The 13,715-nt window shown below is 40.8% G+C and carries 17 protein-coding genes; 3 read left to right on the forward strand and 14 right to left on the reverse strand.

Annotated elements, in window-relative coordinates; translation table 11 throughout:
• Window positions 1-11: 11 nt before the first annotated feature.
• Window positions 12-389, reverse strand: a complete 378-nt coding sequence (locus PSPO_RS00820; RefSeq protein ID WP_010562224.1) for a hypothetical protein — start codon at window positions 387-389, stop codon at window positions 12-14.
• Between the two features lie 377 nt (window positions 390-766).
• Here PSPO_RS00820 and PSPO_RS00825 point away from each other — a divergent pair, with 377 nt between their 5' ends.
• Entirely contained in the window at window positions 767-1,486 is a 720-nt protein-coding gene (locus PSPO_RS00825) for a membrane protein (RefSeq protein ID WP_010562223.1), read from the forward strand.
• Between the two features lie 90 nt (window positions 1,487-1,576).
• On the forward strand, window positions 1,577-2,371 hold the full coding sequence (locus tag PSPO_RS00830) for a UDP-2,3-diacylglucosamine diphosphatase (protein ID WP_010562222.1): 795 nt from the start codon (window positions 1,577-1,579) through the stop codon (window positions 2,369-2,371).
• Window positions 2,372-2,435: 64 nt separating this feature from the next.
• Here the strand turns inward: PSPO_RS00830 and PSPO_RS00835 are convergent, their stop codons facing one another.
• From PSPO_RS00835 to PSPO_RS00895, 13 genes are all read right to left on the reverse strand, one after another.
• A complete protein-coding gene (locus PSPO_RS00835) occupies window positions 2,436-2,957 on the reverse strand; it encodes a DUF3833 domain-containing protein (RefSeq protein WP_010562221.1) in 522 nt (173 codons plus the stop codon).
• Complete coding sequence (locus tag PSPO_RS00840; protein ID WP_010562220.1) at window positions 2,954-3,451, reverse strand: chalcone isomerase family protein; 498 nt, start codon at window positions 3,449-3,451, stop codon at window positions 2,954-2,956. The genes PSPO_RS00835 and PSPO_RS00840 overlap by 4 nt, the downstream gene beginning before the upstream one ends.
• Before the next feature lie 13 nt (window positions 3,452-3,464).
• Window positions 3,465-3,965, reverse strand: coding sequence for a DUF2878 domain-containing protein (locus PSPO_RS00845; RefSeq protein WP_010562219.1), 501 nt, complete (start codon window positions 3,963-3,965; stop codon window positions 3,465-3,467).
• Entirely contained in the window at window positions 3,940-5,214 is a 1,275-nt protein-coding gene (locus PSPO_RS00850) for an SAM-dependent methyltransferase (protein WP_021033053.1), read from the reverse strand. Before PSPO_RS00850 ends, PSPO_RS00845 begins: the two co-directional genes overlap by 26 nt.
• A gap of 2 nt (window positions 5,215-5,216) precedes the next feature.
• Window positions 5,217-5,942 carry a DUF1365 domain-containing protein gene (locus PSPO_RS00855; RefSeq protein ID WP_084616569.1) on the reverse strand — a complete coding sequence of 242 codons (726 nt, stop codon included), beginning with the start codon at window positions 5,940-5,942 and terminating at the stop codon, window positions 5,217-5,219.
• 2 nt (window positions 5,943-5,944) lie between these two features.
• Window positions 5,945-7,195, reverse strand: a complete 1,251-nt coding sequence (locus tag PSPO_RS00860; protein ID WP_010562216.1) for an NAD(P)/FAD-dependent oxidoreductase — start codon at window positions 7,193-7,195, stop codon at window positions 5,945-5,947.
• A complete protein-coding gene (locus PSPO_RS00865) occupies window positions 7,195-7,917 on the reverse strand; it encodes an SDR family NAD(P)-dependent oxidoreductase (protein ID WP_010562215.1) in 723 nt (240 codons plus the stop codon). Before PSPO_RS00865 ends, PSPO_RS00860 begins: the two co-directional genes overlap by 1 nt.
• Window positions 7,914-8,345: a nuclear transport factor 2 family protein gene (locus tag PSPO_RS00870; protein ID WP_010562214.1), complete on the reverse strand. Its 432-nt coding sequence runs from the start codon at window positions 8,343-8,345 to the stop codon at window positions 7,914-7,916. Before PSPO_RS00870 ends, PSPO_RS00865 begins: the two co-directional genes overlap by 4 nt.
• Entirely contained in the window at window positions 8,338-9,741 is a 1,404-nt protein-coding gene (gene phrB / locus PSPO_RS00875; protein ID WP_010562213.1) for a deoxyribodipyrimidine photo-lyase, read from the reverse strand. Before phrB ends, PSPO_RS00870 begins: the two co-directional genes overlap by 8 nt.
• Complete coding sequence (locus tag PSPO_RS00880) at window positions 9,742-10,698, reverse strand: YbgA family protein (RefSeq protein ID WP_010562212.1); 957 nt, start codon at window positions 10,696-10,698, stop codon at window positions 9,742-9,744. It lies immediately after the preceding gene.
• 8 nt (window positions 10,699-10,706) lie between these two features.
• On the reverse strand, window positions 10,707-11,375 hold the full coding sequence (locus PSPO_RS00885; RefSeq protein WP_010562211.1) for a ChrR family anti-sigma-E factor: 669 nt from the start codon (window positions 11,373-11,375) through the stop codon (window positions 10,707-10,709).
• Window positions 11,368-11,958, reverse strand: coding sequence for a sigma-70 family RNA polymerase sigma factor (locus tag PSPO_RS00890; RefSeq protein WP_021033051.1), 591 nt, complete (start codon window positions 11,956-11,958; stop codon window positions 11,368-11,370). Before PSPO_RS00890 ends, PSPO_RS00885 begins: the two co-directional genes overlap by 8 nt.
• Window positions 11,959-12,050: 92 nt before the next feature.
• Window positions 12,051-12,611 (reverse strand): LON peptidase substrate-binding domain-containing protein, encoded by a 561-nt coding sequence (locus PSPO_RS00895; RefSeq protein ID WP_010562209.1) that lies wholly within the window; start codon window positions 12,609-12,611, stop codon window positions 12,051-12,053.
• Window positions 12,612-12,687: 76 nt separating this feature from the next.
• Between PSPO_RS00895 and PSPO_RS00900 the strand changes: the two genes are divergently transcribed.
• Window positions 12,688-13,530, forward strand: a complete 843-nt coding sequence (locus PSPO_RS00900) for a DMT family transporter (protein ID WP_010562208.1) — start codon at window positions 12,688-12,690, stop codon at window positions 13,528-13,530.
• Window positions 13,531-13,715: the final 185 nt, after the last annotated feature.

The following is a 13,715-nucleotide window of genomic DNA, read 5'->3' on the forward strand; positions in this document are numbered from 1 at the left end:
TGCTCCCGTGGTTATTCAACGGGGTAAAGGGTGATTTCAATGCCCGCGCCTATGGCTGAAATTCTAAGCAGAGTATCGGCGTGAAGCGCCTGGTTAAAACACTTTGGATTTTGACCACTTTGAAAGCCAATATCGAATGTGCGTCTTGTACAGCTAAGCCATTGCTTTAAAGCGTTGCGAGAACAGGATTCGATCAATTCACATAAGTGATTAATTGCACTGTCAGGAGAAGTTACGTCAATGTTTGCCTCTATACGCGCCAACTGACGAGTTTCATCTTTGTCGTAGTGAAGAACCATAGCCGACTTACCCAAGTCTGAAACTAATTGGGCAATATCTTGTTTTGACTCGATTTCTAGGTCGACATTAAGAAACTGAATATCTGACATTGATGTTTTCTCTGTAATTGCTTAATCGCTAACTTTACATTAGATTGGCTTTTATCTCTAGAGCGTGTTGACCTTTGCTGTTTATTTCTGCAGCAGTTTGTTTGGCATTTAGACGAGGCAGAGCGATTGTAGTGTAGTTATTTTACATAAATGAGCGATAACACAGTGTAAATGGCAAACAAGCGCTGCCAGTAGGGTTCAACCCCAAACCGTTGTGCTCTTTGTTGTTGCTTTTTGACTTAGCCCGCTAGGTCAACAAAGTGCCGCCGCGTTCAAAACGGTTTGGATTTGAACAGAATTTAGACCGTAAAGATTAACACGCTCTAGCTTAGCAAAGACGATATTACGAGCGGAAAAACCCAATAACGAGAACAATAATGAAAAAATCGTGGTTTAAATGGGCGCGTAAGTGCCACAAATGGTTAGGTTATTTACTCGCGTTACAAGTATTCGCATGGTTATTGGGTGGCTTAGTTATGAGTGCGATTCCACTGGAATATGTACACGGTAAACACCTTGCCAAACGACAGTTAGAAAATCCTTTCTCGCAAAATGTATATACAAGTAATTTTGATAACTTTAAGCAATACAATATCGGATTGAAAAATGTCAATTTCTTACACTTCTTAGAGACTCCTGTAATTGAACTAGTCGGCCATAAAGAGCGAGTTTACTTGCATGGCGAAACGGGAGAGAAACTCGAGGCACCTAATAAACAGCAAATTATCAGACAGGCAAAAGCTCATTACTTGGCTGATAGCCAAACCATAGACGCGACCGCATCACTGTTAAAAGAGGGACCGAGAGAGGTCGGTTATAAAAGCAATATTTGGCGTATAGACTTTGCGGATAATGTTAACACTACATTGTATATACAAGCTGATTCGGGTCAGGTAATTACTGTACGTAGCACTATTTGGCGTATTTTTGATTTCTTTTGGATGCTGCACATAATGGATTATGACGAGCGTGAAGATTTTAATAATCCATTATTAATTAGCTTTGCCGCTGTTGCTGTATTGTTTTGTATGTCAGGAATGATGTTGTTGTTTCAAAATATGCCTTTTAGAAGAAAACGAAAAGTTCTGGCAAATTGATTTGTTGTCATAAAGCTTTCTTATAAGTGCCGCTAATTTGTCATCGGATGTTTTTAGCGTAAGACTTATTACACATAAGGAAGCGCGAATATGGCAAAGCAATATTACTCCTGTATTTGGATCTCAGATGTGCATTTGGGTTACAAAGACTGTAAGGCTGAATTCTTACTGGATTTTCTCACCAATACAGAATGCGATGTGCTTTACTTAGTTGGCGATATCATTGATTTATGGTCGATGAAACGACAATTTTACTGGCAACCAAGCCACTATCAAGTGTTAGAGTGTATTCGTAACAAAGCTAACTCTGGCACACGCGTTATTTATATTCCCGGCAACCATGATGAAACCTTTCGCGCTTATGTTGGCGAAGCATTTATGAATGTTGAAGTGCATCGCAGTTTTATTCACACAGCCAAAACCGGTAAGCGTTTTTTGCTTGTGCATGGCGATGATTTTGATTCTGCAACACGTTATAGCAAACTGATCAGTATTATTGGCGATAGCGCATACGATTTTTTACTGTTTTTGAATCGTTGGCACAATCGTGTGCGGCGCTTATTCGGCACTCACTATTGGTCGCTTGCGTCTTGGATTAAAAACCGAATTCATAAAGCACGCCAAGCAATTGCTGCGTTTGAAAAGGCAGCCGTTCACGAAGCAAAAAAGCAAGGTGTTGATGGCATTATTTGCGGTCATATTCATCAACCAGACATTAAAAAAATCGATGGCATTTTGTATTGTAATGACGGTGATTGGATAGAAAACTGCACTGTGCTGGTGGAGGATGAGTCAGGCCGTATTGAGTTGTTGCATTGGTCTGATATTCAAACCAGCTTGAAAGTGGTCGATTTAAGTCAGAAACACAGCGAGCAGGCTGCTTAAATTTGCTTTGATGCTTGAGTTTGTAGATGCTTTAGCTTGAGCTGCGGCATCTAACACCTACTTGCTACTCTTTTTCGATGGTAAGAATGACTTCACCTACTTTGATACCAAACTTAATAATTTCCGTTCGGTTGATAAGGCGTTTTTCATTAATCAAAAACATCCAATCGTCTAGCGTGACTTCGAGCGGTTCGCCTTGGTAGCTTATGACTAATTGATAACGCCAATAAAGTGCAGAGCCTTTAGCCGTGCCCATCGCAGTACCTACCACATCATTGGCGGTGCCTTTGTAATTGCCGCCGCCTAGGTTTTCTAAATACCAAGTACGTGTTTGTTTTTCCCCGTCGTCATAAACAAACCATTCTTCGAGTTTACCTTTATCGTCTTGCCACGTACCCACTAAATCAACACTAAAGCGTCGTGTTAATGCGCCTGAGCGGTCAAGCACTACACCGTGAGCCGTTAGTTTACCGTTAAAGAATTGCTCTAATTTAAGGTCGGGAGAAGTACTTGTGTAATCATTAATATCTGGGCTTGAACATGCTGACATTAATATGGTTAGTGCCACAATTAGCAATCGTTTCATTTTTTATCTCCAACAAGTTTTGCTCGCAATTTTGGGCGAGTGGTTTTTTCCGATAACCAAATATTTAAGAATGCATCGCCAAAATCAGGATCGTTTACTGTGCCTAAAAGCCCTTGGTGATTGAAAAAGCTTGCGCTGTTGTCTTCATTGCGCGTCACAATCAGCATGTCGTTCTTTTTAATGTTAGGCCAAATGGTAGCGAGTTCATCTAGCCACTTGGGTATGTTTTGATGGGTCACGCCAATGTGTTGCCATTGGTCTGCAGTTGCTTCTATTAAGTCCTCTTTGTCTATGTCGCGGTAATAGGTGATTTTAAGCGCGAGTTTAGCGTCGTCAAAGGAGTAACGCGTTTTGCTGCCAAATAGTTCGGCTTTGTATAGGTGCCAAAATAGCACTTTCATTTCACCTTCACCGTATTTAGTAAGTTGGCTTGTTTGTATCGCAAACAGACTTGGGGCGAATAAAAAGGTCGCAAATAGTAATGTTTTAAACATGGCTAACATCCAGTTAGTTGTGTTTAGATTCTACGAGCCTTTGTTTAAAAACGATCAATGCGGGCAGCAGTAGTGCCCAAATAATTGCGTACACAGTAAAGAGTGATAGTTGGCTTAAAGATGTGATGATGGCAGAAAAATTAAGTGCACCAAGGTAACTCAGTGCACCACCAAATGCGCCAATAATGGCAACTAGCCATAGCTTACAATTACCTAACCAACTTAATGAATGATTAATTGAAAGTACAAACATAACCCACAGGCATAGCAGCCAAAGTGGGAATTGCTCGGCGGCAAAACTAATCACATTCAGTTGAAAGAGTATGTAATCAATCACGCAACCAAAAAGGGCAAAGGGTAATAGCTTTGCATCGCTTCGTTTTGTTGGCGATAAAGCAAAGTGAAGGGCAACGATTAATGGAGTCAGCCAGCTGGCATTTGCTGTGAGTAGCGCACAGCAAAACCAAGCTAGCTGAAATAAAACAAGGTTAGTAAGCCAAAATTTGCTGGTCATGATTATCGCGATAATGAGGCTTACGCATAACGAGCTGATGGGTACTTATCACGCGCTCAATGAATGCGCCTTCGCAATAACATAAGTAGAAGTGCCACAGACGCTTAAATTGCTCATCAAAACCAAATTGAGTTAACTCTGACCAGGCGTTATCAAATTTCATGCGCCAATCGTAAAGTGTTCGCGCATAATGTAAGCCAATGTCTTCCACGTTATCGATCATCATATTAGTTTGTTCGGCAATGTGCTGATTCATTACCGCATTAGACGGTAAACAGCCTCCCGGAAAAATATAACGTTGAATAAAATCAACATTATTGCGGTAGTGTTCGTAACGGGCATCTAAAATGGTAATTGCTTGAATCAGCATTAGGCCTGAGTCTTTCAGCAGGTTGTTACATTTAGCAAAAACCTCCGCCATAAACTTGTGACCAACTGCTTCAATCATTTCGATTGAAACTAGCTTGTCGTATTTACCTTCCAGTAAGCGGTAGTCTTTTTTCAGTAATGTGATTTTATCTTCTAACCCTTCGGCTTTTACTTTTTCGACGGCGTACTCGTATTGCGCGTCAGAAATTGTGGTTGTAGTAACCTTGCAGCCATAATTCTTAGCGGCAAAAATAGCTAATCCGCCCCAGCCGGTACCGATTTCAATTAAATGGTCACTTTCAGAGAGTTTAAGCTTGTCACAAATGGTTTTTAATTTATTAAGTTGTGCTGAATGCAAGTCTGTCGCTTCATTTGAATAGATGGCGCTTGAGTACATCATCGTGCTATCTAAAAAGCGGGTGTAGAGCTCGTTACCTAAATCATAATGGGCGAGAATGTTTTTCTTTGAGCCAGATTGTGTATTGGCATTGCCCCAGTGAAACAAAAAGTTTTTAATTTTAGTTAACAGCGATTTTTTAGCTTCTACCTGATCGAGCGTACTGCTGCTGCGGGCAAAAACACGGATTAACTCGGTTAAGTTAGGTGATGTCCACTTTTTGTTGAGGTAGCCTTCTGCTGCTGCAATGCTACCGCCTTTAATAAAATCGATATATAGGCTTGGATCAAGCACTATTAACTTGCCGCGCAATTCACTGTCTTGGTTGCCTAGAAACGTAATCTGACCGTTTTCTTCAATTTCTACGCCGGCATTTTCAATTTGATTCAGTGCGTTTAAAACGAGTGAACGACAGCGTGATGTAAACCACGATAACTCGCTTTCCTGCGCTAGATTGGTTGAGCTGGTACTTTGCTGCTCCATAATTATCCTCTCGCGTTTGGGTGCGCAATAAATGGGATGCGTTTGGCAAAAAGCTTAAGTGCTTGCCAGTAAATGCCAGCGACTACTTTTAATGTCATTGCTGGTGTACTAAGCCATGTTTTAAGCATATTTCTGCGCGAAAATTCGCAGCGTGATAATGCTACTGTGGCGTCAAACACTTTCTCTGATTTATGGTTTTCGATATGAATAAGTACTTTTTCTTGTGGCGCTTTTACACGCCATACATATTGCATATCTAAATCCATAAACGGCGACACATGAAATGTTTTATCCATGCGTTGTTGTTTAGAAATATCCACCGCATAGTAGTGACGCTCTAACCAAGGCGTATTCGAAACTTCAACTAACATGGTTGTACAAACATTATCTTGGTCGTAACAAAAGAAAAAATTTGCGGGGCTAAAATAGATACCGAAATTTCGGCATTGCCCCATAAAGGTTACTTTTGTGCCATCCCAGTTACCACCTAACTGTGTAACTTTACTGGCAATACGTTGCTTTAAGTTGCCCGGTTCACCTTTAATATAATCGTCTTGAAAAAAGCTAATTGGCGCGAATTTTTTAAGGCTAAACAAACGGCTAGTTGTGGCGACTAAGTCTAGTTCGTCTAAATCAAGTGCCAGCATATACATGCTATAGCTAAAGGCATGTTGCTTAGGAGAAAAGCGTCGATGCCTAACTTGTCCACAGTATATGCCGCTATTCATAGTTATAGTTCGCAATCAAAGCGTTTACATACGTCGAGCGCACTGCGAACGCCATCTTCATGAAAGCCGTTATACCAGTACGCACCGCAAAAGTGGGTGTGATTGGTGCCGCAAATTGTGTCTCGTTGCTGCTGCGCCGCCATACTTTGTTTATTAAACACTGGATGATGGTAAACAAAGCTGCGTAAAATTTTGCTTTTATCAATTTGTTCAGTTTGATTGAGCGTAACACAGTAAGTAGTGTCCGTTTTAAGTCCCTGTAATATATTCATATTATAGGTTACTGCAGCAGGGCGTGGGTTATTACTGTCTAAACGGTAATTCCAGCTTGCCCACGCAAGTTTGCGTTTTGGTAGCATGTTTATGTCGGTGTGCAGTACCACTTCATTCTTGCTGTAAGGAATATTACCGAGTACAGATTGTTCTTGCTCGCTCGCATCGCCTAGTAGTTTTAATGCCTGATCGGAATGACAGGCAAATACAACGTCATCGAATATTTGAGTTGTACCATCTGTAAATTCTAAAGAAATACCGGTATTGCCGCGCGTAACTTGCTTAATATCGCAGTTGAGGCGAATTTTATCGGCGAAGCGGCGCGTTAATGGCTTAATGTATTCTCGCGAGCCGCCTTTTATAACATGCCATTGCGGTCTATCGCTGATATTTAATAAGCCGTGGTTATAAAAAAAGCGAACAAAGAATTTCAGCTCGAAGTCTCGCATTTCTTGTAAGCTGGTGGACCAAATAGCCGCGCCCATCGGCAAAATATAATGCTGGCAAAAGAAATCGCTAAAGGCGTGTTGGTCTAAAAAGTCGCCGAGTGTGAGCGCTGGATCTATATCGGTTTGATGTAGCTGCTTACAGAGTTTATTAAAGCGCAGAATATCTTTGATTAGCAACCAAAAACGAGGTTTAAAAATATTTGAACGCTGTGCAAATAATGAATTGAGACCGTGGCCATTATATTCCATTTGGCTTTGCACATTGTGCACGCTAAAGCTCATTTCAGTATCTTTGTAAGCAACTCCAATCTGCGATAATAGCTTTAAAAAATTAGGGTATGTTTTGTTATTACAAACAATAAAGCCGGTATCAATTGCGTGCTTTTCGCCGTTATGCTCAATATCAACAGTGGCTGTGTGTCCGCCAATATAGTCGTTTTTTTCAAATAGGGTGATATCGTACTTTTTTGATAGTAAATAAGCGCAGGTTAAGCCTGAGATACCACTGCCAATAATGGCTATTCTTTTCATTATTTTGTCATCCTAATTGCAAGTTTGCGCCAGATAAAAAACGGTAACAGTGCGAGTGTTTTAAGTATTAAGGTAAAGCGTTTGGGAAAATGAATATCGTAGTGTTTGTTTTTCATACCTCGATAGATTGCCTGCGCAGCTTGTTCACTGGTAATACGGCTAGGCATCGGGAAATCATTTTTATCGGTTAGAGGTGTTGCGACAAACCCCGGGTGAATTGTACTTACCCCAATATTGTGGCGTGCTAAATCAATGCTTAGAGTTTTCGCTAAATAGCTTACGCCAGCCTTTGACGCACCGTAGGCTTGTGAGCGAGTAAGTGGCACATAAACAGCACTTGAACTCATTAAACCAAGTTGCCCGCCCGTATTTAACTGGGGCAACCACGCCTCTAAACAATAACCAACAGAAATAAGGTTGGTGTTGATCACGCGGGCAAACAAATCACCATTGAATTGTTTTGCGTTATCTATGTATTCACAGGTACCCGCGTTTAATATGATTTGATCGAGTTTGATGTTTTTATCTAACGCGCTAAATATTGCTTGCTTGTCATTTAGATCAAAAACCAGCGGTATGATGCTGTTAAATTCGCTTGCGAGCTTATCGAGTTTCTCTTGGTTGCGCCCACACGCGTACACAGTAAAACCTTGAGTAGCATAGTATTTAGCGAGTGATTCACCAATGCCAGATGAGGCACCTGTAATTAGTACCGTATTCATGCGGTGGCACGCTTTTTAACTAAATTTATTAACCCGCCAAGTACAGGAATATGTTGATAAAGCATGTCGGCAGCGTTGAAATAATCGCGGTGAAAAATGACTTTGCCGTCTTGATACTCAAGGTAACTGTTGCCGTCAAATGACACTTCTTTGCCTGCTTTAATTTTGCTATGCGAGAAGTACATGGTCCAGTAGAGGCTAACGGCATTATCTTGTTGCAGTACCTTTTTCATTTCAAAACGCCCAGCGTCTAAGTTTTCGTACAGATTAGAAAAATACTTGGTAAGTGCAGATAGGCCATCAATGCGGTGTAGTGGGTCAATAAACACAACATCTTGATGATAAATATTAGCCAGTAGCGACAAGTTGGCGCGATCCAACTTGTTGTACATAGTTAAAAAGTCATCAATATGCTGTGTGTTACTCATCGTTATTTAACTCTTTCTGATAATAATCAAGTGCCTGTAAGCGGGCTTCTTTTAAATCTACCAGTTGTGGCCAGTAGCTGTGATTGCCAACCGAATTTAAATAGGTTTGTGGTTGATGAATATACTTAAGCGGTACATTCTCAAGTTCTGGTAAATACTTACGAATAAAGCTGCCGTCAGGATCAAACTTTTCACTTTGCGTTATTGGGTTAAAAATTCTGAAATAGGGTTGTGCATCGCAGCCGGTGCCTGCTGCCCATTGCCAGCCACCGCTATTGGCGGCAAGGTCGCCATCAATAAGGTGCTGCATAAAAAAAGCTTCACCTAAGCGCCAATCAACCAATAAATGTTTGGTTAAAAAGCTTGCTACAATCATACGCAGGCGGTTATGCATCCAACCTGTTTGCTTTAACTGGCGCATAGCAGCATCAACGATCGGAAATCCAGTTTTTGCCTCACACCAAGCGGTAAACTTAGCGTGATCATTTGGCCAGTCGAAGCCTTTAAATTTGCCTTGAAAGTCGTGCAATTTGTTTAGATTTGGAAATGACAGCAGCACGTTGCGATAAAACTCACGCCAAATTAGCTCGTTTAGCCAAGTAAAAATAGGCGCTTTTACATCTTCAAGTATGTGCGGGTAATAGGATAATAGATCGTATAAAACCCTTTTAGGGCTAATTGCGCCAATGGTTAAGTAAGGTGAGATACCACTTGTACCTTTAATTGCTGGGAAATCCCGATCGCGCGCGTAGTCGATAACTTTATCATTTAAAAAGCGAGGTAACACGTGTTGCATAAACTCGTGTGCCAAAGGCCATTTACTTGAATCTTGCTTGGCATAATTAAATGTAATGTTACTGGCTTGATTAGGGCTTTCTTCACTTTGTTTAATTGCTGCAAGATAATTTTGGTTAAAGCCATGCTGCTGCAGCGTTTTTACCCATGCTTTTTTGTATGGCGTAAAAACTTTGAACATTTCATTTTGTTTATTAAGCACTGCGCCATAAGGCAAAATGGTGTCAGCATCGTATAGCGTTAGCTCCAGTTGCTGCGCAGCTTTGTTGTCACGTATTTTTTCACGTAATTCCGGTTCGCTGTTAGCTACCACCGAAGTAATGTCATTTTCTTGGCAAAACTCTGTTAGTTGGGCAATTTGTTGCTCAAAGGTATCGCATTCAATAAAGCTCACTTTAATTCCGAGCTTGGCAAGCTGGTCGCTAAACCAATTTAAATGACGCTCAATAAAATCAATTTGAATGCCTGAATGATTGTGAGCTTGCCAAGTTTCATAGGCAGTAATAAAAACTGCATGTTGGCAATTTTGTTGTAATGCATAAAATAAAGCGGGATTATCGTCTAAACGAAAATCCCGTCTAATCCAGTAAAGAGTACTCATTTATAATCCGTATCTGAGCTTTAAATCCTTTGGATAAGGGTCTAAATAAGCTTGATTTGCCAAATAATCGTTTGGATAAGTTTGCAAATGATGGTTGATCAATGTGAGTGGCACCATTAACGGCACTAGCCCATCGTGATAAGCGATAATGTTTTCGCTAAGTTCTTGTTTATTCTGCTTAGTTAGATGCTTTTTAAAATAACCTTGAAGGTGTTGCAAGGTATTCGTGTGATTTTTTCGAGATGCGGGCTTTTTAAGAGCCTGCATTAGCATCGAAATGTATTTATCTGCTAATTGTTCCACTGGTAAGTCGTTTTCTTCACCAAGCATTCTGCCAAGGGCTTTGTAGGCAGCTACATTATGGCTCATAACTAAATACTTTTGCTGACCATGGAACGTTGTCAACTTATGTATCGTAAGCCCCGATGCCACAAGGTTTTGCCATTTTTTGTAGGTAAACACCCGCAGTACAAAATTTTCGCGTAGGTGCGGATCGTTAAGGCGGCCATTTTCTTCACAGGGTAAATTTGGGTTAAGCGCCATTACTTGCTTAGCAAATAAACCAACGCCATCGTGTTCACAACCTTTGCCGTGCTCATAGTACACTTTTACACGTTCCATACCGCAACTTGGGCTGCCTTTCATAAACACAAAACCACTTAAATGCGACATTTTACTTGCTGATTTTTCAGCGTATTCGTTCATTTTTAGCGTAACGTCCATGCTGCCATCGGGACGTGACACATGGATCATATCGTCGCGCTTGATTTGCCTAATAGTAGGGCGCGGCACAGGTAACCCAACCGCGACCTCAGGGCAAAACTTTTGGTACTCGACAAACTTTCCTAGCTGGTTAACGCAAAAATCAGATTTTTTATGGCTTTTGTCAAAGCGTACTTGGTCACCTGTTAAGCAGGCGCTAATACCAAGTATAATTTTATCCTTATCTGTAACCATGGTCCCTCCTAGTAAATAAATTTACCGATTGGATTAAGTAACTTGCTTAAGCCTTGTGTAAAGTGCAGCGAATCACTTGAAACAGTTAAGCATAGGCAGCCGTGTTCTGTAATTGGATTATGTGTATGTTTTCCATCTAACCAAATAAAGTCGCCTTTATGATACTCACCCATATCGTCTTTGAAACTACCATCTAATAATAGTGTAATTTCAAAACCATTGTGAGTATGTTCAGGCACCGAGCCGCCACGGTCAATGTGCAACAAGCTAGTATGCAAATTAGCGTCTTCTAACCCAATGCGCGAACGTGATAGTTTGCCTAGGTTAGCCCAGCTACTTAGCTCTAAATTTTTCAACACTTGAGGCAAGTAATAGCTATTTTCTTTCAGTGATAACTCAATCGGTTGCGCTGCAACGACATCATCAATACTGTCATCAAGCGTAATATCGTTGATTAACGCATCTAAATCGATACCTGACGGTAAATCAAAGTTGTCGGTATCATTATTGGTGTACGTAAACGCGCCTTTTGCCGCTTCAGCTGTGAGTGCTTCTACTTGCTGTTGGCAATGGGGGCACAATTCAATATGCGCAGCTATAACAACAGAAATTGATGCTGGTAATTCACCTGCACAATAGGTTTTGAGCAGTGAAAGTTGTGGGTGGTGCTTAATCATTGTCTGCTCCTATGTGCTGTCTCAATTTTGTTAGGGCTAAACGCAGTCGCGATTTAACGGTTCCTAACGGAATGCTTAAATTCTTTGCAAGTTGCTCTTGTGATAAGTCTTGAAAATATACGCCTTGAATAATTTGTCTTTGATTATCAGGAAGGCGGTTTAAATATTGCGCGATTTGCTTGTCCATTAAATGGTCGGCAAAAACATGTTCATCAGAGTTTTGCGCCTCCGCTAACGGCCAAATATCATCGCTTAAAGTGTCTTCGTGGTTAGCCTGAACTTTACGCAACATATCAAAGCTGATATTACGCATTACTGTGTAAACCCAAGTTGTCGCAGCGCCTTTCTCTGGATTGTAAAGGTGAGCCTTGCGCCAAACGTTCGTCATTGTTTCTTGCAGTAATTCTGAAGCCATAACAGGGTTGTTAAATTGCTTTCTGCCAAAACCTAAAATTTTGGGTGAAAACCATTTAAACAGGGACGCGAAAGATTGCTTGTCTCGCCTCTCAGCTATGTCATTTAGCCAGCTAGATAGCGTTTTGCTGTCAATTTCTTGCCCATCTAAATTTGCGTTTTGCTTCATCGAAGATCGGTGATTATTGGTTGTTGTTGATATCATCATAGCGCTCTGACAATAAAATCATAGTAGACAATACGCTGTAATCACAAAAGCGATCAGTTTTCTTGACCTAAAATAATAGTTTTTAAAAAATCATCGGCTTGAGTAAAACTATCTGCGTTAGTAAAGAGTTGTTTTTTCTCGAAAGACAGCGGCAAAATTTCTAAAAACCGCGCACAAACCCAGTTAATATCGTCAAACTTTGTTTCAGGATACAAAGACGCCTGCTCAGGAAATTCTTCAAACACATGATGTAGCTTAGCGGCGAGCACTGAGTGGTGTTGTTGTTCGCATTGCTGCGGCCAGTGAGGCACTTCGCTGCAATCAGCGAAACGCAAGTTATCTTGATCCATAGTTACATTTTTGATGGTCACAAGGCTTTTCGCCTTAATATCAATATGCAGCAATTCGCCTTCCTGGTAGAAGTTAATAATATCAACCCAGGCGCCGAGTTTAGGCACGTTTAGCTCAGCTTGATGATCGTACAAACACAACACAAAACCATTTTGTTGGCAGGCAATCGACACCATTTTGAGATAGCGAGGCTCAAAAATACGTAGTCGAGTTACACCTTCGGGCAACAAAAATATTGGCAATGGAAATACTGGTAGATTCATAAGTAGCTTATTTTGAACAACATAATATGCTTATACGTATTGTTGCTAAAAAAGATCCATCTACAAGGAGATTACTTTGTCTTGGTTGTTTTTGTTGTTGGCAAGTTTTGCGTGGGTACCATTTGATTTTTGTCGAAAACGTCTGGTTGAAAATAATAGTCCTTTACTGGTTAGTTTTGTTTTTAGTTTGTTCACGTTACCTGTTTACTTGGTTTTTTGGCTGGCCACTGGTTCTTCCCAATTGCCTCAAGTAATTGCTTATTATGTGTTTGCCAGTCTAAGTGGCTTGTTGGCAGCGCTTGGTGCGGTATCCTTTATTTCGGCGCTTGGGCGAGGTCGTTTTTCTATTTTGCTGCCCATGCTCGCGCTGACCCCTTTGATTGCAGCGCTACTTAATGCAGTCGTTTTTTCAAATATTCTTAGCTGGCAGGCGTATACGATTATTGGTATTTGCGCTTATGCCACGTATCGGCTGCTTGGTGAGGGTTTTGCTATTACAGAGTCGGGCGCTGGATTTATGTTACTCGCGGCATTTTCTTGGGCGGGCTGTATTTGCCTCGATCAATTTGTATTACCACATACATCGGTGAGTTTTCATGCGTTGTGGGTTAACGTAATTATGGTCCTAGTGCTTTTTTGTTCGCTTGTTACTAGGCGAAAAAGTGCACTGTTGCCAAGGGGGCGTAAAATCTATTGGGCGATTGGCTTGTGTGGTTTTGCAGCTGCGGTACTACTACAATTTAGTGCACTCAGATATTTAGATGCCAGTATTGTTGAGGCGGTAAAGCGTGCGATTGGCATTGTGGCTGCGATGATTGTGGGAAGCGTTTTTTTGCGAGAAAAACTGAAACCTTATCAGTATGTATACGGCGTGATTATCATCTTTTCAGTATTAATATTTAGCTTTGTAACTGAGTAACACAGATCATGTTATAAAATTAATTTAAATTTTTTTGAACTTCCTCAAAACGGCTGTGTCTATTGAAATACAAGAAAGAGATTTCTTGTTTAGATATTTCCCTGAAGCATTAGTTGTTGATGATGCACTTTCGGCTCACATCCCTGTGAGCCTTTTTTATGCCTGTAATAAATCTAAATTTACAT

It is taken from the genome of Pseudoalteromonas spongiae UST010723-006 (assembly GCF_000238255.3).
Lineage (GTDB): Bacteria > Pseudomonadota > Gammaproteobacteria > Enterobacterales > Alteromonadaceae > Pseudoalteromonas > Pseudoalteromonas spongiae.

Coding starts and splice junctions, on each gene's coding strand:
- PSPO_RS00820 (WP_010562224.1), bottom strand. CDS start 389: ATGTCAGATATTCAGTTTCTTAATGTCGACCTAGAAATCGAGTCAAAA.
- PSPO_RS00825 (WP_010562223.1), top strand. CDS start 767: ATGAAAAAATCGTGGTTTAAATGGGCGCGTAAGTGCCACAAATGGTTA.
- PSPO_RS00830 (WP_010562222.1), top strand. CDS start 1,577: ATGGCAAAGCAATATTACTCCTGTATTTGGATCTCAGATGTGCATTTG.
- PSPO_RS00835 (WP_010562221.1), bottom strand. CDS start 2,957: ATGAAACGATTGCTAATTGTGGCACTAACCATATTAATGTCAGCATGT.
- PSPO_RS00840 (WP_010562220.1), bottom strand. CDS start 3,451: ATGTTTAAAACATTACTATTTGCGACCTTTTTATTCGCCCCAAGTCTG.
- PSPO_RS00845 (WP_010562219.1), bottom strand. CDS start 3,965: ATGACCAGCAAATTTTGGCTTACTAACCTTGTTTTATTTCAGCTAGCT.
- PSPO_RS00850 (WP_021033053.1), bottom strand. CDS start 5,214: ATGGAGCAGCAAAGTACCAGCTCAACCAATCTAGCGCAGGAAAGCGAG.
- PSPO_RS00855 (WP_084616569.1), bottom strand. CDS start 5,942: ATGAATAGCGGCATATACTGTGGACAAGTTAGGCATCGACGCTTTTCT.
- PSPO_RS00860 (WP_010562216.1), bottom strand. CDS start 7,195: ATGAAAAGAATAGCCATTATTGGCAGTGGTATCTCAGGCTTAACCTGC.
- PSPO_RS00865 (WP_010562215.1), bottom strand. CDS start 7,917: ATGAATACGGTACTAATTACAGGTGCCTCATCTGGCATTGGTGAATCA.
- PSPO_RS00870 (WP_010562214.1), bottom strand. CDS start 8,345: ATGAGTAACACACAGCATATTGATGACTTTTTAACTATGTACAACAAG.
- phrB (WP_010562213.1), bottom strand. CDS start 9,741: ATGAGTACTCTTTACTGGATTAGACGGGATTTTCGTTTAGACGATAAT.
- PSPO_RS00880 (WP_010562212.1), bottom strand. CDS start 10,698: ATGGTTACAGATAAGGATAAAATTATACTTGGTATTAGCGCCTGCTTA.
- PSPO_RS00885 (WP_010562211.1), bottom strand. CDS start 11,375: ATGATTAAGCACCACCCACAACTTTCACTGCTCAAAACCTATTGTGCA.
- PSPO_RS00890 (WP_021033051.1), bottom strand. CDS start 11,958: ATGAAGCAAAACGCAAATTTAGATGGGCAAGAAATTGACAGCAAAACG.
- PSPO_RS00895 (WP_010562209.1), bottom strand. CDS start 12,611: ATGAATCTACCAGTATTTCCATTGCCAATATTTTTGTTGCCCGAAGGT.